Raw genomic sequence first — 17,368 nt, forward strand, 5'->3', positions numbered from 1 at the left:
GCCGCTGCACGCGTTCGACTTCGATAAGGTTGCCGCAGATGGCAAGGCCCATATCGTCGTGCGTGCCGCGCAGGACGGCGAGAAGCTCACCACGCTCGATGGCGAAGAGCGCGAGCTCACGCAGGATATGACGGTCATCGCCACGCCCGAACGCGCCATCGCGCTTGCCGGCGTCATGGGCGGCCTGGAAACCGAAGTGTCCGATGAAACCACCACGGTGCTTCTGGAAGCCGCCACGTTCAGCCCGGCGCACACGAGCCGCACGAGCCGCAACCTGGGTCTTATCAGCGAGTCGAGCATGCGCTACGAGCGTCGCGTCGACGATACCACCATCGCTCGCAATGCCGATTTCGCCGCTGCGCTCATTGCCGAAGTATGCGGTGGCGAGGTGTCGGAGGGCCTGGTCGATCAGTGGCTCGAGCAGACGGAAGCGAAGACGCTCACGTATCGTCATGCGCGTTGCCGTCAGATGATGGGCGCGGAAATCCCCGCCGAAGAGGCCGTCGACATCCTCGAGCGCCTTGGTTGCGACGTTACGCTGGAAGAGGGCGAGACGTACGCGGTTGCCGTGCCTTCGTTCCGCCCCGACCTCGAGCGCGAGATCGACCTGTACGAAGAGGTCCTTCGCCTGTACGGCATGGAAAAGGTCCCCGGCACGCTTCCCGGCGGACGCGGCCGCATTGGCAAGCGTACGTGGGAAGAGCAGGTTACGGCCAAGCTGCACCTCACCATGCGCGCAAGTGGCGTGAACGAGACCCAGACGTATGCGTTTGCGAACCCGCAGGACATGGAGCGCCTGCGCATGGTTCCCGCCGAGGGCGAGGAAGCCGTCGAGCTCATCAATCCCATCAACGCCGACCAGTCGGTGATGCGCCAGAGCCTCATTCCGGGTCTTCTGCGCAGCGTTGCGTACAACCAGAACCACGGCGTGGCCAACATTCAGCTGTACGAGGTGGGCAACGTGTTCGCGGCCCGCGAGGGTCACAAGCTGCCCCGTCAGCGCGCCAAGATCGCCTGCGTGCTCGCGGGTGCTATGACGGCTGATGGCTGGAACGTCGAATCGCGTCCCTTCGACTTCTTCGATGGCAAGGGCATTCTCGAGAACATCATCCGCGAGCTCGCCCTTCCCAAGGCCCGCTTCAAGGTGCTTGACGCGGACGAGGCTCCGTTCCTGCAGCCTGGACGCGCCGCCTCCCTGCAGGCCGCCGGCGCGCAGGTTGGCTGGATTGGCGAGATTCACCCCTTGGCCGCCGACGCATTCGAGGCTAACGCCCCGGTCGTTGCGTTCGAGCTCGATCTCGAGACGCTCGTTAAGGTTTCCCGCTTCGAGCGCGAAACCGAAGCCGTTCCCGAGTTCCCGCCCGCTTCTATCGACGTGGCGTTCGTCGTCGACGAAGCCGTTACGTGCGAGAAGCTCATGCAGTGCATGACTAGCGCGGGAGGCAAGCTGCTGGGCAGCGCCCACCTGTTCGATGTGTACCGCGACGAGGAGCGCCTGGGTGCCGGCAAGAAGTCCATGGCATTCGCCCTCGAGTATCGTGCTGCCGACCACACGCTGTCTGGCGAGGAAATCGAGAAGGCGCATAACCGTCTCGTGAAGAAGGTTTGCGCTGCCACGGGGGCCGAGGTTCGCAGCTAGACTCCTGTCTCTCAGTTCGCTGAATAGCAAAGGAGGCGCCAAAGTGGCGCCTCCTTATTCTTTGCCCAAGGGCGATGCGAATGCCTCGCATATGCGTTAGTCGCAGACCTCCACGAGGGTGATCTCGAAGTTCAGAGCCTGGCCTGCGAGTTCGTGGTTCATGTCAAACGTCACGATGCCGTCTTCCATGGAAACGACCTTCACGGGGAAGGGCTGGCCACCAGGGCCCTGCATGTAGACGGTCTGGCCAACGGGAAGCTGGTCGGCGTTGGGAATCTGCTCGGCGGGAACCTTCTGGACCAGCTGCTCGTCGCGTTCGCCGTAGGCCTGGTCGGCGGGAATGTGGACGGTCTTGGTCTCGCCCTCTTCCATGTCCTTCACGGCGGCGTCGAAGCCGGGGATCATCTGGCCGGCCATGCACGTGAACTCGATGGGTTCACCGCGCTTTACGCTCGAGTCGAATTCGGTTCCATCGTCGAGCGTGCCGACGTAGTGCGCCTTGACGCGCTTGCCCTCGTTGCTCATGGGGCATCCTTTCTGTTTGGGGTGCGGGTTGCTTTCCCGCATGGGGGTTCAGTCTAGCGTACTTTTCGCTTCATAGGTAGCCACGCATCGCTTTGCGCATACTCGGTGAATACTCCTCGCTAAGGAAAAGTACTCCTCGAGTTTGTGATATATTCCCTTGCACTGCATAAAATCGTGCAAATATATAATAATCTTGCATAATGAAGGAGGTACGAGCATGGTTTTAAAGGCTGGCGTCGTTGGCGCGGCAGGCTACGCGGGGGTCGAGCTCGTGCGACGACTTATCGAGCATCCTTCATTTCAGCTGAGCATTATAACGAGTGATTCCGATGCGGGGCAGCCTCTTGCAAGCGTGTACCCGGCTTTTACGGGAATAACCGACATCGCCTTTTCCCGGCACGACGATCCCGGTCTCTTCGAGCTCGACGTTGTTTTCCTCGCCGTTCCCCATACGGCCTCGCTGGCGGTAACGCCCCAGCTCATCGCGGCAGGCGTAACGGTAATCGACCTTTCGGCCGACTATCGCCTGAAAGACGCGGCGGAATACCAGCGCTGGTATGGCGTTGAGCATACGTCGCCCCAGCTCCTCGCGCAGGCGGCGTTCGGTCTTCCCGAGCTTGCCCCGGCCGAGCTTCAGCATGTCGCACATCGCCGCGAGCAGGGCGGAGCGGTGCTGGTTGCGTGCGCTGGCTGCTATCCCACGGCAAGCTCTCTTGCAGCATATCCCGCCGTGCAAGCGGGCCTCGCTGCGGGCGTCATCAACGTGCATGCCGTGTCGGGCGTAACGGGGGCGGGGAAGAAGCCTTCTGGCCGTACCCACTTCTGCCACGCGAACGAAGGCGCGGAAGCCTATGGCGTGGGCACGCATCGTCACACGCCCGAAATCGAGCAGATTCTTTCGGCCCCGGGCCGCGTTATGTTCGTACCCCACCTCGTGCCCATGAATCGCGGCATTCTTTCCACCGTCAGCATGCAGGTCGATGCGTCCGTGGGCGAATACACGCTTCAGCAGGCCCACGAGCTCTACGCGTCGTTCTATGCGGAAAGTCGCTTCGTGCGCGTTCTGCCTCTGGGTGCCCAGCCCCATACCAGTAGCGTCGTGGGCACCAACAACGCCCAAATTGGCGTGGGCTATCGCGCCGAAACGCGTTCTCTTGTCGTTACCTGCGCCATCGACAATCTGGGCAAGGGCGCTGCCGACCAGGCAATCCAGTGTGCAAACATCGTATTCGGGCTTCCGGAAGACGAAGGCCTTTCCGCGATGGCCCTTCCCGTATAAGGAGCATGTCATGAGCGAAATCGAATTAACTTCCATCGAAGGCGGTGGCGTGGTTAGCGCTGCTGGCTTCCGCGCGGCGGGCATGCATGCTGGCTTCAGGAAGAACCCCCAGCGCTTCGATACGGCGCTGCTCGAATCTACGGAGCTTTGCGTGGTGGCGGGCACGTTCACGCAGAACGTCTTCTGTTCGGCGCCCGTTCAGGTGTGCAAGGCGCGCCTGGGGAATCGCGGGTACGGCATGGCGCGCGCCGTTGTCATCAACTCCGGCATCGCCAATGCGGCCACGGGCCCCGAGGGAATACGCCGCGCGCGCAAGTCGGCGCGCATCGTTGCGAATGCCGTGGGCTGCTCGGAAGACGACGTGCTCGTCGCGTCCACGGGCGTCATCGGCGTGCAGCTTCCCATCGAGCCGTATAAGAACCATGCAGCTCATCTGCATGAAATCGCCTCGTCATCCGCACAGGCGGGCCACGATGCGGCGCTTGCCATCATGACCACCGACACGCATCCGAAGGAATACGCGGTCAGCTACGTAAGCGCTGCTCCCGAACTGCAGGGGGCGGTTATCACGGTTGGCGGCATGGCGAAGGGCTCGGGCATGATCATGCCCAACATGGCCACCATGATTTCCTGCATTACCACCGATGCCCCCCTTTCCGGCCCGGTCGCTCACGAGGTTTTGCTCGATGTGGTGAACCATACGTTCAATAAGGTCACGGTCGATTCCGATACGTCCACCAACGATACCTGCCTGCTGTTCGCAAGCGGGAAGGCGGCGCCGTCCTCCATGGGCGCTTTCGCTCTTGGCTCGCAGGCGCTCGAGGAATTTCGCGCCGCGCTCCTGGCCGTATGCACGTCGCTTGCGCGTGATATGGCACGCGATGGCGAGGGCGCGTCCAAGCTGGTCACGGTTAATGTTTCGGGTGCGGCAAGCGATGCCGACGCCGATGAGGTAGCCCGGTCCATCGCGAATTCGCCGCTCGTGAAGACGGCGATTTACGGCCACGATGCCAATTGGGGTCGCATCGCGGCAGCTGCGGGGAAGACCAACGCCGTCTTTCGCCAAGAGCAAGTCGACATCTCGATTATGGGCATTCCCGTGTGCCAGGCGGGGCTTCCGCTGAAGTTCAGCGAAGAGGAGGCTCTCGAGCGCTTCGCCGACCCCGAAATCGTCATCGACGTCAATCTGGGCGCGGGCGACGCATCCACTACCGTTTGGACCTGCGATTTCACGCATGAATACATCACGATAAACGGAGATTACCGCTCATGAAGTTCTCGAAAGACACCCAGCTGCGTGCCAATCTGCATGCCGATGCGGAAACGCTTGCCGAGGCGCTTCCCTGGATCAAGGAAGCCACGGGCAAAACCGTGGTCATCAAGTACGGCGGTAGCGCCATGGAAAACCCCGAGCTGCGCGCCAAGGTCATGAGCGATATCGTCCTTTTGAAGATCATCGGCCTCAATCCCGTGCTCGTGCACGGCGGCGGCAAGGCCATCAACAAGGCATTCGAGCAGTATTCCATCCCCGTGGAGTTCAAGGACGGGATGCGCGTAACCACGTCCGAGGCCATGGACGTGGTTCGCATGGTGCTCGTGGGCGAAGTGAACCAGAACCTCGTGCGCGACCTGAACGAGCATGGCAACCTGGCCGTGGGCGTTTCCGGCAGCGACGGTGGCACCATCATGGCCGAGCAGCTGGCGCCCGAATACGGTAGGGTGGGGAAGATTACCCAGGTGAACGTCGAATACTTGAACGCGCTCATCGAGAAGGAATACATTCCCGTCGTGGCGGGCGTCGCGCAGGGCATCGACGGCGGTTACTACAACATAAACGCCGATGTGGCGGCGGGTGCCATCGCGGGCGCCATTGGGGCGCACAAGCTCATCGCCCTCACCGACGTCGACGGCGTGTACTACGATTATCCGAATCGCGATTCCCTCATTTCGAACATGACGCGCGACGAGGCGTATCGCATGGCCCAGAGCGATTCCATCGATACGGGCATGATTCCGAAATTGAACAGCTGCATCAATGCGCTCGACGCAGGCGTGATGCGCGCGCACGTCATCAATGGCAAGACGCCCCATGCCCTCCTGCTCGAATTGCTCACCAACACGGGCGTTGGCACGGTCATTCACGGAACAGAGGAAAGCTACGAACGGGAAATGCACCCGCTGGGAACGTTCGCTTCCAAGCTTTCCGTCAATCAATAGCCAAGAACCAAGGAGTATCCCATGTCTCTTGAAGAGCAGAAGCAGCTCGAATCCGAATACGTGATGCAGACGTTCGCGCGCAAGCCCGTCTGCCTGGTGTCGGGCGAGGGCATGCGCGTAACCGACGACGCGGGTAACGATTACCTCGACTTCATCGCCGGCATCGGCGTGTGCAGCCTGGGGCATTGTCATCCCGCCATCGTGCAGGCCGTTCAGCAGCAGGCGTCCACGCTCATGCACGTGAGCAACTACTACTACATCGAGAAGCGAGGTCAGGTTGCCAAGCTCCTTTCCGATGCCTTGAATTACCAGCCTGGCGCCCAGGCCGCTGCGGGCGAGCAGTGGAAGACGTTCTTCGCGAATTCCGGCGCCGAGGCGAACGAGTGCATGATGAAGCTCGCGCGTCTGTATGCGCGCGTGAAGGGCAACGGCGGCATCACCATCGTCACGCTCGACGGCAGCTTCCATGGGCGCACGATGGAAACGCTCGCCGCTACTGCGCAGCCCGCGAAACAGGAAAGCTTCCAGCCTCTGCCGGGCGGCTTCGAGCACGTGAAGCCGAACGATGCCGATGCCCTGCGCGCTCTGTTCGGCCGTCTGGGCTCCGAAATATGCGCGTTCATGTTCGAGCCCATTCAGGGCGAGGGTGGCGTCCACCCGTGCAGCGCCGAGTATCTGGCGCTCGCGCAGGAGCTCTGTCGCGAAGTGGGCGCGCTCATGATTGCCGATGAGGTGCAGACGGGCGTATATCGCACGGGCACGCCGTTCGCGTTCCAGCAGCTTGGCGTTCAGCCCGATATCGTTTCCATCGCGAAGGGCGTTGCCGGCGGCTTCCCCATGGGCGCCTGCGCCGCACGCGCTTCCATTGCCGAGGCGTTTGCTCCGGGCGATCACGGCTCCACGTTCGGCGGAAGCAACCTCGCCATGGCCGCCGCCCATGCAACGCTCAGCGAACTTGCCGCGGGCTCCTTCACCGAAAGCGTTCCCGCCGTGGGCGCGTATCTTCGTCAGAAGCTTGCCGAACTTCCCCAGGTCACGGAAGTGCGCGGTCTGGGCCTCATGGTCGCCTGCGACCTCGCCGAGCCGCTTGCCGCCCCTGCGGTGGTGTCGAAGGGGCTGGACGAGGGCCTTCTCCTCAACGCCACGGGCCCTCACACTCTCCGTTTTCTGCCTCCTTTGGTATGTTCGAAGCAGGATATCGACACGCTTGTGGAAAAACTGGGCGTGATTATGCAGATTTGTGGCTAGGCTGTGGCTTGCCCCACTTTTTTCTGCTAAAGTACCTCCATGTTGCGTTTGAACACGCATTTTGCTGCATATGCAAACGCAACATGCTTGGTATTTTTGGATAATAGTAACTGTTATTTCATTTAGGTGAATTAGGAAGTCATGAAGAAGCGCACTCAAAGGCACGAAGTTATTCGCGAAATCGTTCGCGATAATAACATTCGTACTCAGCGCGACTTGGCTGAGAAGCTCCAGGAAGCTGGTCATGACTGCACGCAGGCTACGATCTCGCGCGACATCACCGATATGGAACTCCTTAAATCCAAGGAAGGCTTCTACGTTCTCCCCGAAGATATGCGTCTCCAGCATATGGTTGTTGAACTCGTAGAAGAAGTCTATACGGCTGGCTATCTTGTCATCGTGCGCACGTTCCCTGGTGGCGCCGCAGGCGTCGCTGGCGCCATCGACAACGCTGGTCTCACTGGTTCGCTCGGCACGGTTGCGGGCGACAACACCATCATGATCGCGGCTCGTACGCCTGAAGATGCTCTGAACATCAAGGCCGAGCTCGACGGCCTCCGACGACGTTAGTCGTCTACTTCTGTTTGGGCAGAAAGCCCGCCTCCATCCCTGTATAGCCATAGGCATATCGCTGCCTTCTATGCACTTTCGCTACCCGTATACCCAGGTAACGACCAATCTGTATTCAAAAATCTGCATATAGCAGCGATAGCTGCGGAAGGATCTGTATCATGACCAAGGAAAAGGTAATCCTCGCGTACTCTGGCGGCCTCGACACCTCTTGCTGCATCAAGTGGCTTCAGGTTGCCATGAACCTTGACGTCATCGCCGTTGTCGGCGAGGTCGGCCAGGAGCATGACGGCCTGGAGAAGGTGAAGGCCAAGGCCCTTCGCATGGGCGCCATCGACTGCATCGTCGCCGACATGCGGGACGACTTCGCCGATAACTTCCTCACGAAGGCCCTGGCCGCGAATGCCATGTACGAGAACAAGTATCCGCTCGTATCGGCCCTGTCCAGGCCCGCAATTGCGAAGTATCTGGTAGAAGCCGCCCACACCTACGGTGCGAAGTACGTGGCCCATGGCTGCACCGGCAAGGGCAACGACCAGGTGCGCTTCGAGAACAGCATCGCCATGCTCGACCCCACGCTCACCATCCTCGCCCCGGTAAGGGATTGGGAATTCAACACGAGGCCCCAGGAAATGGAATGGGCTGCCGCGCACGGCGTGGAAGTTCCCACTACCAAGGCGTCCCCGTATTCCATCGACGATAACCTGTTCGGTCGCGCCATCGAGTGCGGCATCCTCGAGGATCCCTGGGAGGAGCCCCCTGCCGACATCTACACCATGACGGTCGACCCGCAGCAGGCCCCCGATGCTCCCGAGTACGTTGAAATCGACTTCGAGCAGGGCGTTCCCGTGGCTATCGACGGCAAGGCCATGTCCATGAAGGACATCATCATCGAGATGAACGAAATCGCTGGCCGGAATGGCTACGGCCGCATCGACATGGTTGAAAACAGGCTCGTGGGCCTGAAGAGCAGGGAAGTGTATGAGTGCCCCGCGGCACTGGCTCTTATCCTCGCGCACAAGGGCCTCGAGGACCTCTGCCTCGAACGCGAAGTGCTCCATGCCAAGCTCGACCTCGAGCAGAAGTGGGCTGTCGCGGTGTACTACGGCGAATGGTTCGGCCCCTTGAAGCAGGCCATCGACGCATTCATGGCGAACACCCAGCAGTGCGTCACCGGTACCGTGAAGCTGAAGTTCTACAAGGGCAACTGCACGGTTGTCGGCCGCAAGAGCGATTTCTCGCTGTACAACCCCTCGCTCGCAACGTATTCCGAAGGTGATACGTTCAACCACAAGGCGGCTGCTGGCTTTATCGAGATCAATGGTCTCTCTGCCAGGAACTGGGCTGCCAATAGGGCTAAAATGGGCGCGCTGCACGATGCCACGAGCGTATGCCAGCCCCATATCATCGACGAGGATTAAACGACTATTCGGCCTTGCGAATGCGATGTGGCTTCATGCGGCCGCAGTCGCATCGCGCGGCGGTTCGCAAACTCACCGCCGCCCCGTAGGCGTATAGATACGAGAAAAGGTAGTTACATGGCACTTTGGTCAGGCAGATTCGAAGAGGGCGTAGACGATTTCCCGCAGCGCTTCGGCGCGTCGCTTCCCGTCGACAAGCGCATGTACGCGCAGGACATTGCGGGTAGCCGCGCTCACGCGAAGATGCTCGCGGCAACGGGCGTCATCAGCGAGCAGGACGCTCAGGAAATCGATGCTGGTTTGGCGGGCATCCTCGCTGATATCGAGGCGGGCAATTTCGTCTTCGACATCAACGACGAGGACATTCATATGGCAATCGAAGGCGAGCTCACGCGTCGCATCGGCAGCGCTGGCGCCCGTCTGCACACGGGCCGCAGCCGCAACGACCAGACCATCACCGACGCGCGTCTTCTGGCCAAGGAATTCTGCATCGAGCTCATGAAGGGCAACCTGGCGCTTCGCAAGGCGCTGGTCGCTCAGGCGAAGGCGCATTCCGATGTGGTCATGCCTGGTTACACTCATATGCAGCATGCTCAGCCCGTGCTCTTCGCGCACCATATGCTTGCGTATTACTGGATGTTCCAGCGCGACTTCGGACGCATCGCCGCGGCTCTGGAGGCGGCGGATGTCAATCCGCTCGGCTCGGCCGCCCTGGCGGGAACCACCTATCCGCTCGATCGTCGCATGACGGCGAAGGAGCTTGGGTTCTCCCAGGTCACGCCCAACTCGCTTGACGCGGTTTCCAATCGCGACTTTCTGCTCGACCTGCAGTACGCGTGCAGCGTGACGATGATTCACCTCTCGCGTCTGGCCGAGGAAATCATCCTGTGGTCCACCCAGGAATTTGGCTTCATCACGCTCTCCGATTCCTATTCCACGGGTTCGTCGATCATGCCGCAGAAGAAGAACCCCGATTTCGCGGAGCTCATTCGCGGCAAGTCGGGCCGCGTCATCGGCGATCTCATGTCGCTGCTCGTGGTCATGAAGGGCCTTCCCCTCGCGTATAACAAGGATATGCAGGAAGACAAGGAGGGTGCGATCGACGCGTTCGATACCGTGTGCGACTCCATGCGCTGCATGTCTGGCATGATCGAAACGATGCAAATCCATCCCGATGCGATGATGGCCTCTGCGCGTAAGGGGCATATGGCGGCCACCGACGTGGCCGACTACCTTGCGAAGAAGGGCTTGCCGTTCCGCGAGGCTCATGCCGTCGTTGGCCACCTGGTGCTTCTATGCGAGAAGCGCGGGTGCCAGCTCGACGACCTTTCGCTCGAAGACTTCAAGGCGGAAAGCCCGCTGTTCGAGGCCGATATCACCGAACAGCTCGACCTTCCCAGCATCGTGAACGCCCGCACCACCGAGGGCGGAACATCTGCCGAGGCCATTGCGGTGCAGATGGTGGCCGTCGACCAGACGATGCGCGAAGACGAGGCGCGCATCCAGTAATCTCATACGTCGTGAATGGGGCGCTCTGCGGTTTCTTCGCGGGGCGCCCATCGTGTTTCTCTTGACGTAAACTTGTGTACTTTCACGTGCTCCTAAACGCAGATGGTAGAATAGCGCCAGCTTACCAGGAGGATACATGGGCTCACGTGCAATGAAAAAACGCCTCGGTACGAGGAACAAACGTAGGTACACGCCGCTTCTGTTCGTTCTCTGTGCGCTCTTCGCGCTTGTCGTGCTTGGCGGCATCGGCGTCTATTCCGCAGCCGAATCGTGGCTGGAAGATCTTCCGGATTACTCCGACTCTTCTGCATACAACTACTCCCAGAAAACGCGTGTGTACGCGTCTGATGGAACCACGCTCCTCGCGGAGTTCTACGTGGAAAACAGGGAGCCTCTCAGCAGCTTGAACGACATTAGCGAGTTCGTGCGCAACGGCACGGTTGCCACCGAGGACGTTCGCTTCTACGAGCATAGCGGCATCGACTTGATGGGCATCGGTCGTGCATTCGCGAACAACCTGTTCGGCGGCTCCACCGAAGGCGCCTCCACGCTCACGCAGCAGTTCGTGCGCAATACCGTTCTGGCCGACGAGGCAAGCGAGCAGACCATCAAGCGTAAGGTTCGCGAGGCATATATCGCGCTGAAGCTCGAAGAGATGTACTCGAAGGACGATATCCTTCTCATGTACCTGAACACCGTTAACTACGGTTCGGGCGCGTACGGCATCGAAGCCGCTGCGAAGAAGTACTTCTCGGTGAGCGCCAACGAGCTCACGCTCGCGCAGGCGGCGCTGCTGGTGGGCATCCCCCAGTCGCCTACGTACAACAACCCCATCAATTACCCCGATAACGCCCTGTCGCGACGCAACACGGTTCTGAACCGCATGCTCACGAATGGCTACATCACGCAGGCCCAATACGACGAAGCAGTGAACGAGCCGCTGGGCTTGAACGTATCGGAAACGGAATCCGACGACGGCATTTACGCATACCCGTATTTTACGAGCTACGTGCGTCAGACGCTGCTCGAGGATTACTCCGAGGCCGAGGTGTTCAAGGGCGGTCTTACCGTCTACACCACGCTCGACGTGACGGCGCAGGAAGCTGCTGAAGAGGCGTGCGCCCAGAAGGAAGCGGCAGTCGACGACGACCTCGAGGTCGCGCTCGTGGCGGTCGATCCCGATACGGGCTTCATCAAGGCACTCGTTGGTGGCAAAGACTACAACCAGAACGAGTACAACCTGGCTACGCAGAGTACGCGCCAGCCTGGTTCCGCCTTCAAGACGTTCACGCTGGCGGCAGCTATCGAAAACGGCATCGACCCCAGTACGTACGTGAATTGCTCGTCGCCTATCACGCTCGACAAGTGGACGGTTGAAAACTACGATGGCGCATCGTACGGCACGCGTACGATCGAAAGCGCCTTCGCCATTTCCTCGAACACGGGCTTCGCGCGTCTTTGCGTCATGCTCGGCCCCGAAAAGGTTGCGGAAATGGCCACGCGTCTGGGCATCGAAACCGACCTCGAGAACGTGCCTTCCATTACTCTTGGCTCGCAGGGCGTAACCGTACGCGAAATGGCCGGCGCCTACGCCACCATCGCATCGGGCGGCATCCAGCGCGACGCGGTGGCAATCGAGAAGATCACCGACGCCGATGGCGATGTCATCTTCCAGGCCGACACCACGGGCAAGCGCGTCATTTCCGAAGAGGTCGCGCATGCCACCGAAAAGGTCATGGAAGGCGTTGTCACGAACGGCACGGGTACCGCGGCGGCCCTTTCCTCCGGCCAGACGGTCGCAGGCAAGACGGGTACCAGCCAGAATTGGCGCGATAGTTGGTTCTGCGGCATCACGCCCCAGTACTCCGTGGCCATCTGGCTTGGCGCGCGCGAAGAACGCCAGATGAGCTCTTCGTACAGCGCTACGAGCGTGTTCAGCGCGTTCTTGAACCAGCTCATTTCGAAGAACGATGTCGAGAAGTTCACCATGAACAGCGCGAGCAACCCGAAGTACCGCACGCTCACGTCCGATGAGAAGGAGGCGCTGGGGGCTTCCTCGGCTTCCAACTCGGACGACGACGAGAACAAGCCGTCGAACAATTCGTCGACCTCGTCTTCCACGACGACCGAGTCCACTACTGGCTCGACGAACTCCTCCCGTTCGAATTCCTCGAGTTCCAGCAGCTCATCAACGAGTAATAGTTCGTCAACATCGACGAATTCCTCAACGGGCACTACGGGTGATAGTTCACAATCGGGAACTGGTAACTCATCGAGCTCAGAAGGCTCATCCGATTAATGCGCAATGTAAGGACAGACATGAACCGTGTATCTAGCACTATTCGCGTGGCGGCCGTTGCCTGCGCCGTCGCATTCTCCTTGGCGGTAACCGGCTGCGTCTCGCAGCCCGCCTCCTCCGCTCCTAGCGAGGCCGAGCAGAATCGCCAGTACATGGCCACGCTCAACCAGCAGGTAACCGAAATTCAGGAAGACCTGGTCGCATTCCAGGATGCGGTGGCCAAGCAAGACGCCGTCACCATGAAGGCCCAGCTTTCCTCTGTCGACAAGCTCATCGATAGCGTGAAGAACACCGATTGCTCTTCCAGGCTGCAGCCCGCGAAAGACGAATACGTCGACGCGCTCTGCTCCCTCGATAGCGCACTCGAATCGTACGTCTCGCTCTATACCGATGTCGCGGCTGGCACCGTCGATTCCGCAACGTACGAGGAGCGTCTTTCCAGCGTTCAGACCGAATACAACGATGCCATGGACAAGCTGAAAGCCGCCGATGAAAAGATAGTCTCAATCAGCAATGGGGATGATTCCGAATCCAATGAATAACAAGCTCGAGCTTCTCGCTCCTGCAGGTAACATGGTCTGCCTCCACGCGGCTATCCGCGCGGGGGCAGATGCCGTCTATCTGGGGGCCGATCGTTTCAACGCCCGACGGGGTGCCGACAACTTCACGCTGGACACGCTTGCCGAGGCGTGCGACTACGCGCATGTGCGCAACCGTCGCATCTACCTTACGGTTAACACCGTCATTCTGCCTGGCGAACGCGAGGCAGCCCTCGAATTGGTGCGGCAGGCGTATAGGCGCGGCGTCGACGGCTTCATCATGCAGGACGTGGGCTTGGCTTCCGAAGTGCATCGCACGCTTCCCGAAGCCGAGATTCACATCTCGACGCAGATGAACACGCATAACGTCGCCGGCCTCGATGCCGCAGTCGAGCTGGGCGCTTCTCGCGTCACGCTTGCGCGCGAAATGGCGCTTTCCGAAGTGGCGAACATATGCGCCGAGGCAACTGCGCGCAATCTGGAAGTCGAGATCTTCGCGCATGGTGCACTCTGCATCTGCTATTCGGGCCAGTGCCTCATGTCCTCGCTCATTGGCGGTCGCTCCGCCAATCGCGGCATGTGCGCCCAGGCTTGCCGCCTTCCGTACCAGCTGCGTAATGCGGCGGTGCGCAAGGACCTTCCCTCTCCGGGCGACCATCTCCTTTCCCCGAAAGACCTCTGCCTGGTCAACAAGCTCGCCGAGCTTGCGCTTTGCGGCGTTTCCTCGCTGAAAATCGAGGGCCGCATGAAGTCCCCCGAGTACGTTTCCTCGGTCGTGGGCGTGTATCGCGCCGTACTCGACCGCGTTCTCGCGTGGATCGAAAGCGGCGCTGCCGAAGGCGAAGACGCCGACATTCCGAGCGAAGTTCGCGCAACGCCCGAGGAAATGCGCGTTCTCGAAGAGGCATTCAGCCGCGGCTTCACCGAGGGCTATCTCGTTGGGGAAGACGACTCCGAAATGATGAGCTATGGCCGTCCCAACAACAGGGGCGTGTTCGCCGGTCGCGTTTCTGCCGTTCATGATGGATGGGTTGTCATCGACCCCGAGGAAGAGATTCATGAGGGCGACGTCTTGGAGTTCTGGACGAATCGCGGTCATTTCGCTCATACGGTTGCTCATCTGGAAACCGCTCGTGGGGGAGTGCGTTTCGCGCTCGATCGTCGCGTGGGGAAGGGCGACCGCGTGTTCCGCGTGCGCAACGCGGAGGCCCAGTTCGTTGACGTGCCGTTCGAGCCCAAGGTTCCCGTTACCGGCTCGGTCGCCATTCGCCTCGGCCAGCCCGTCGTCTTCTCGCTCGTCGCCCCGTCGGGAGCATCGGTGCGCGTAGAGGGTCCCGTCGCCGAGGCTGCTCGCACGAAGTCCATCACCGAAGACGACGTACGCGACCATATCGATCGCTTCGGCAACACGCCCTTCGAGCTTGCCTCGCTCGAGGTCGAGCTCGACGAGGGCATCGGCATGGGCTTCTCGCAAATTCACAAGCTTCGCGCCTCCGCCTCCGAGCAGCTGGAAGAAGCGCTTCTTTCCGAGTACCGCGCCCGTACGCTGCATCGCGCTCCCGCGAAGCCGGCCGTTGCCCGCCGCGCGCGTCGCAACTCGTGCCAGGTCGCCGTTTGGGCGACGAATGCCGCATGCGCACGCGCCGCGAAGCGCGCTGGTGCCGATGCGATTTACGTTCCCGCCGTTAACTACAAGCGCGGGGAATCGCTGGTGGCTGGCCAGATTTCGGGAACCGTCGCGCAGACGGGCTATCCCAAGCAGGCCATCATCGCGCTTCCCGTGGTCGACCACGACCCGCTGAAGGGCACGCGCGAAGAGCGTCTGGGCTTCGATTCCTGGAAATACGTGAAGGCCGACAAGCCCGTGTTCGTGGAAAACCTCAGCCAGCTCGTGCGTGCGCGCAAGATGGGCGCGCATGTGGAAGTTGGCCCGCATGTTCCCGTGGCGAACCCTCTTGCCGCCATGGCGTTGGCGCAGATGGGCGCCGAACGCGTGTGGCTTTCCCCGGAAATTACGCTTGGCCAGATTCAGCAGATTGCCGACGAAACCGACGTCGAACTCGGTCTCTTCGTTAGCGGCGCAACCGAGCTCATGGTTACCGAGCACTGCATGCTCATGAGCCAGGCTCGCTGCAACCGTGATTGCTCGGCCTGTCCGCGCAGGAAGAGCCCGCACTTCCTGAAGGACCGCAAGGGCTTCGAGATGCCCGTCGTCACCGATTGCACGGGCCGCAGCCATATCTACAATGCCGTGCCTCTCGACATTCTGCATGTAGCGCCCGACCTTATCGCCGCGGGCGTGGGTGCGTTCATGGTCGATGCGACTATGATGAACGTCGAGGAGACCACGAAGGCCACGGCGCGTGCCGTACGTGCGCGCGATATTGCCCTGAAGAGCGGAAACGCCGTAGGGAAAACGCCCGATACCACCTCGGGGCACCTGTTTAGGGGCATTTCGTAACTATGCTACAATGCATCGCTAACTAGTAAGTGAAAGGCTATTTGATGCTATCTGCGGAAGAACAATTGCGAATCATCCAATCCGGCGTGGCCGAGATCGTGCCTTCCGAGCTACTGCTCGAGAAGCTGAAGCGCGGCGTGCCCCTGAACGTGAAGCTGGGCGTCGACCCCACCGCTCCCGATATTCACATCGGTCATGCGGTTCCCCTTCGCAAGCTTCGCGCATTTCAGGACCTGGGTCACCGCGTGACGCTCATCATCGGCGACGGCACTGCCCTCATTGGCGACCCTTCTGGCAGGAATAGCACGCGTCCGCAGCTCACGCCCGAGCAGGTCGCGGCGAACGCCCAGACGTATATCGATCAGGCGTTCAAGATTCTCGACCCCGAGAAGACCACGCTCGTTCATAACGCCGACTGGCTCCTCAAAATGAACCTCGAGGACATCCTCAAGGTAACGGGCCAGTTCACCGTGGCGCGCATCCTCGAACGCGATGACTTCCACAAGCGCTACACCAACAACCTGTCCATTGGCGTGCACGAGTTCCTGTATCCCATCATGCAGGCGTACGACTCCGTGGTCATCAAGGCCGACGTTGAACTTGGCGGCACCGACCAGCTGTTCAATTTGCTTGCCGGCCGTGAGCTCATGGAAAAGATGGGCATGGAACCGCAGGTCTGCCTCACGCTCCCGCTGCTGGAAGGCACCGATGGCGTGCGTAAGATGTCGAAGAGCTACGGCAACTACATCGGCCTCACCGATGCTGCTCCCGATATGTTCGGCAAGGTCATGAGCATTCCCGACGAGATGATCGTGAAGTACTATCGCCTCGCCTCCACGGCGAGCGTCGATGAAATCGACGAGATCGAGGCCGGCCTGGCTTCCGATTCGCTTCATCCCAATAAGGTAAAGCGTGCGCTGGCTCGCAACATCGTTGCCGCATACCATGGCGAAGAAGCTGCCGTGGCCGCCGAGGCCGAGTTCGACCGCGTGTTCAAAGAGCATGCCGTGCCCGAGGATATCCCCGAGTTCGCAGCCGACCTCACCCCGAACGACGAGGGCCTGGTGTACCTGGCGAAGCTTCTCGCCGATGCTGGCCTGGCGAAGAGCGCGGGCGAGGCCCGTCGTCTCATCGATGGTGGTGGCGTTAAGGTCAACGGCAAGGCGCTTGCCGCGAAGTCGTATAACGTCGAGCCCGATATGCTGAAGGATGCCGTTATCCAGGTAGGCAAGAGGCATTTCGTCAAGCTTGTATAAGCGAATACGTGCGCTTCCATATACATCGTTCAAGAGCCGGGTTCAGTCGCCCGGCTCTTGCTTTATAAGTGCCTGTATATTGTGGCGCACTGTAAAACCCCCAACATGAGCCCCCGTCTGTGGGTGGTTTGTGGAGCATTCCAAATGCCCTTGAAGCGCCCGGCCGCCGGAGGTACTATGCACAAGCTGCATTTGCAGCGGGGAGTTGCTTCCGCGGGCCCGATGGGCCCATCCAGCGGCCGGCGCCGACGGAACGAAGTTCGAAAAAAATATTTCGAAAAAAGTTCTTGACACGCTCCACTGGAAAGCGTAAAGTAATTCTTCGCCGCTTCGAACGGAACACTTCGAACGGCAGGCGGCGGGAGCCGCACGGAGGACCTTGAAAACCGGATACTGCGATAGGAA

General features: G+C 60.4%; 13 protein-coding genes. 12 read left to right on the top strand and 1 reads right to left on the bottom strand.

Annotated elements, in window-relative coordinates; all coding sequences use genetic code 11:
• The coding region (gene pheT / locus AC04P6_RS03035; protein ID WP_475565116.1) for a phenylalanine--tRNA ligase subunit beta at positions 1-1,639 on the top strand (1,639 nt) is incomplete at its 5' end.
• Positions 1,640-1,735: 96 nt separating this feature from the next.
• Here the strand turns inward: pheT and AC04P6_RS03040 are convergent.
• Positions 1,736-2,164, bottom strand: coding sequence for an FKBP-type peptidyl-prolyl cis-trans isomerase (locus AC04P6_RS03040; protein ID WP_475565117.1), 429 nt, complete (start codon positions 2,162-2,164; stop codon positions 1,736-1,738).
• Positions 2,165-2,381: 217 nt separating this feature from the next.
• Between AC04P6_RS03040 and argC the strand changes: the two genes are divergently transcribed.
• The 11 genes from argC to tyrS all read left to right on the top strand — a co-directional run bounded on the left by argC (position 2,382) and on the right by tyrS (position 16,963).
• Positions 2,382-3,443: an N-acetyl-gamma-glutamyl-phosphate reductase gene (gene argC / locus AC04P6_RS03045; protein WP_475565118.1), complete on the top strand. Its 1,062-nt coding sequence runs from the start codon at positions 2,382-2,384 to the stop codon at positions 3,441-3,443.
• A 10-nt stretch (positions 3,444-3,453) separates the two neighbouring features.
• Positions 3,454-4,716 carry a bifunctional glutamate N-acetyltransferase/amino-acid acetyltransferase ArgJ gene (gene argJ, locus AC04P6_RS03050; RefSeq protein WP_475565119.1) on the top strand — a complete coding sequence of 421 codons (1,263 nt, stop codon included), beginning with the start codon at positions 3,454-3,456 and terminating at the stop codon, positions 4,714-4,716.
• The gene (gene argB / locus AC04P6_RS03055) at positions 4,713-5,660 is read left to right on the top strand and encodes an acetylglutamate kinase (RefSeq protein ID WP_475565120.1); all 948 of its coding nucleotides are present in this window, start codon (positions 4,713-4,715) and stop codon (positions 5,658-5,660) included. Before argJ ends, argB begins: the two co-directional genes overlap by 4 nt.
• A 21-nt stretch (positions 5,661-5,681) precedes the next feature.
• Complete coding sequence (locus AC04P6_RS03060) at positions 5,682-6,908, top strand: aspartate aminotransferase family protein (RefSeq protein ID WP_475565121.1); 1,227 nt, start codon at positions 5,682-5,684, stop codon at positions 6,906-6,908.
• A 141-nt stretch (positions 6,909-7,049) separates the two neighbouring features.
• Positions 7,050-7,478, top strand: coding sequence for an arginine repressor (locus AC04P6_RS03065; RefSeq protein WP_475565122.1), 429 nt, complete (start codon positions 7,050-7,052; stop codon positions 7,476-7,478).
• Positions 7,479-7,639: 161 nt separating this feature from the next.
• Positions 7,640-8,899: an argininosuccinate synthase gene (locus AC04P6_RS03070; RefSeq protein WP_475565123.1), complete on the top strand. Its 1,260-nt coding sequence runs from the start codon at positions 7,640-7,642 to the stop codon at positions 8,897-8,899.
• Between the two features lie 117 nt (positions 8,900-9,016).
• The gene (gene argH, locus AC04P6_RS03075; RefSeq protein ID WP_475565124.1) at positions 9,017-10,408 is read left to right on the top strand and encodes an argininosuccinate lyase; all 1,392 of its coding nucleotides are present in this window, start codon (positions 9,017-9,019) and stop codon (positions 10,406-10,408) included.
• 151 nt (positions 10,409-10,559) lie between these two features.
• The gene (locus AC04P6_RS03080) at positions 10,560-12,707 is read left to right on the top strand and encodes a transglycosylase domain-containing protein (protein WP_475565125.1); all 2,148 of its coding nucleotides are present in this window, start codon (positions 10,560-10,562) and stop codon (positions 12,705-12,707) included.
• 20 nt (positions 12,708-12,727) lie between these two features.
• Positions 12,728-13,249 (top strand): hypothetical protein, encoded by a 522-nt coding sequence (locus tag AC04P6_RS03085; RefSeq protein ID WP_475565126.1) that lies wholly within the window; start codon positions 12,728-12,730, stop codon positions 13,247-13,249.
• Positions 13,242-15,707, top strand: a complete 2,466-nt coding sequence (locus AC04P6_RS03090; protein ID WP_475565127.1) for a U32 family peptidase — start codon at positions 13,242-13,244, stop codon at positions 15,705-15,707. Before AC04P6_RS03085 ends, AC04P6_RS03090 begins: the two co-directional genes overlap by 8 nt.
• Before the next feature lie 44 nt (positions 15,708-15,751).
• Entirely contained in the window at positions 15,752-16,963 is a 1,212-nt protein-coding gene (tyrS, locus tag AC04P6_RS03095) for a tyrosine--tRNA ligase (RefSeq protein ID WP_475565128.1), read from the top strand.
• Positions 16,964-17,368 lie beyond the last annotated feature (405 nt).

Source organism: Denitrobacterium sp., from assembly GCF_056180635.1.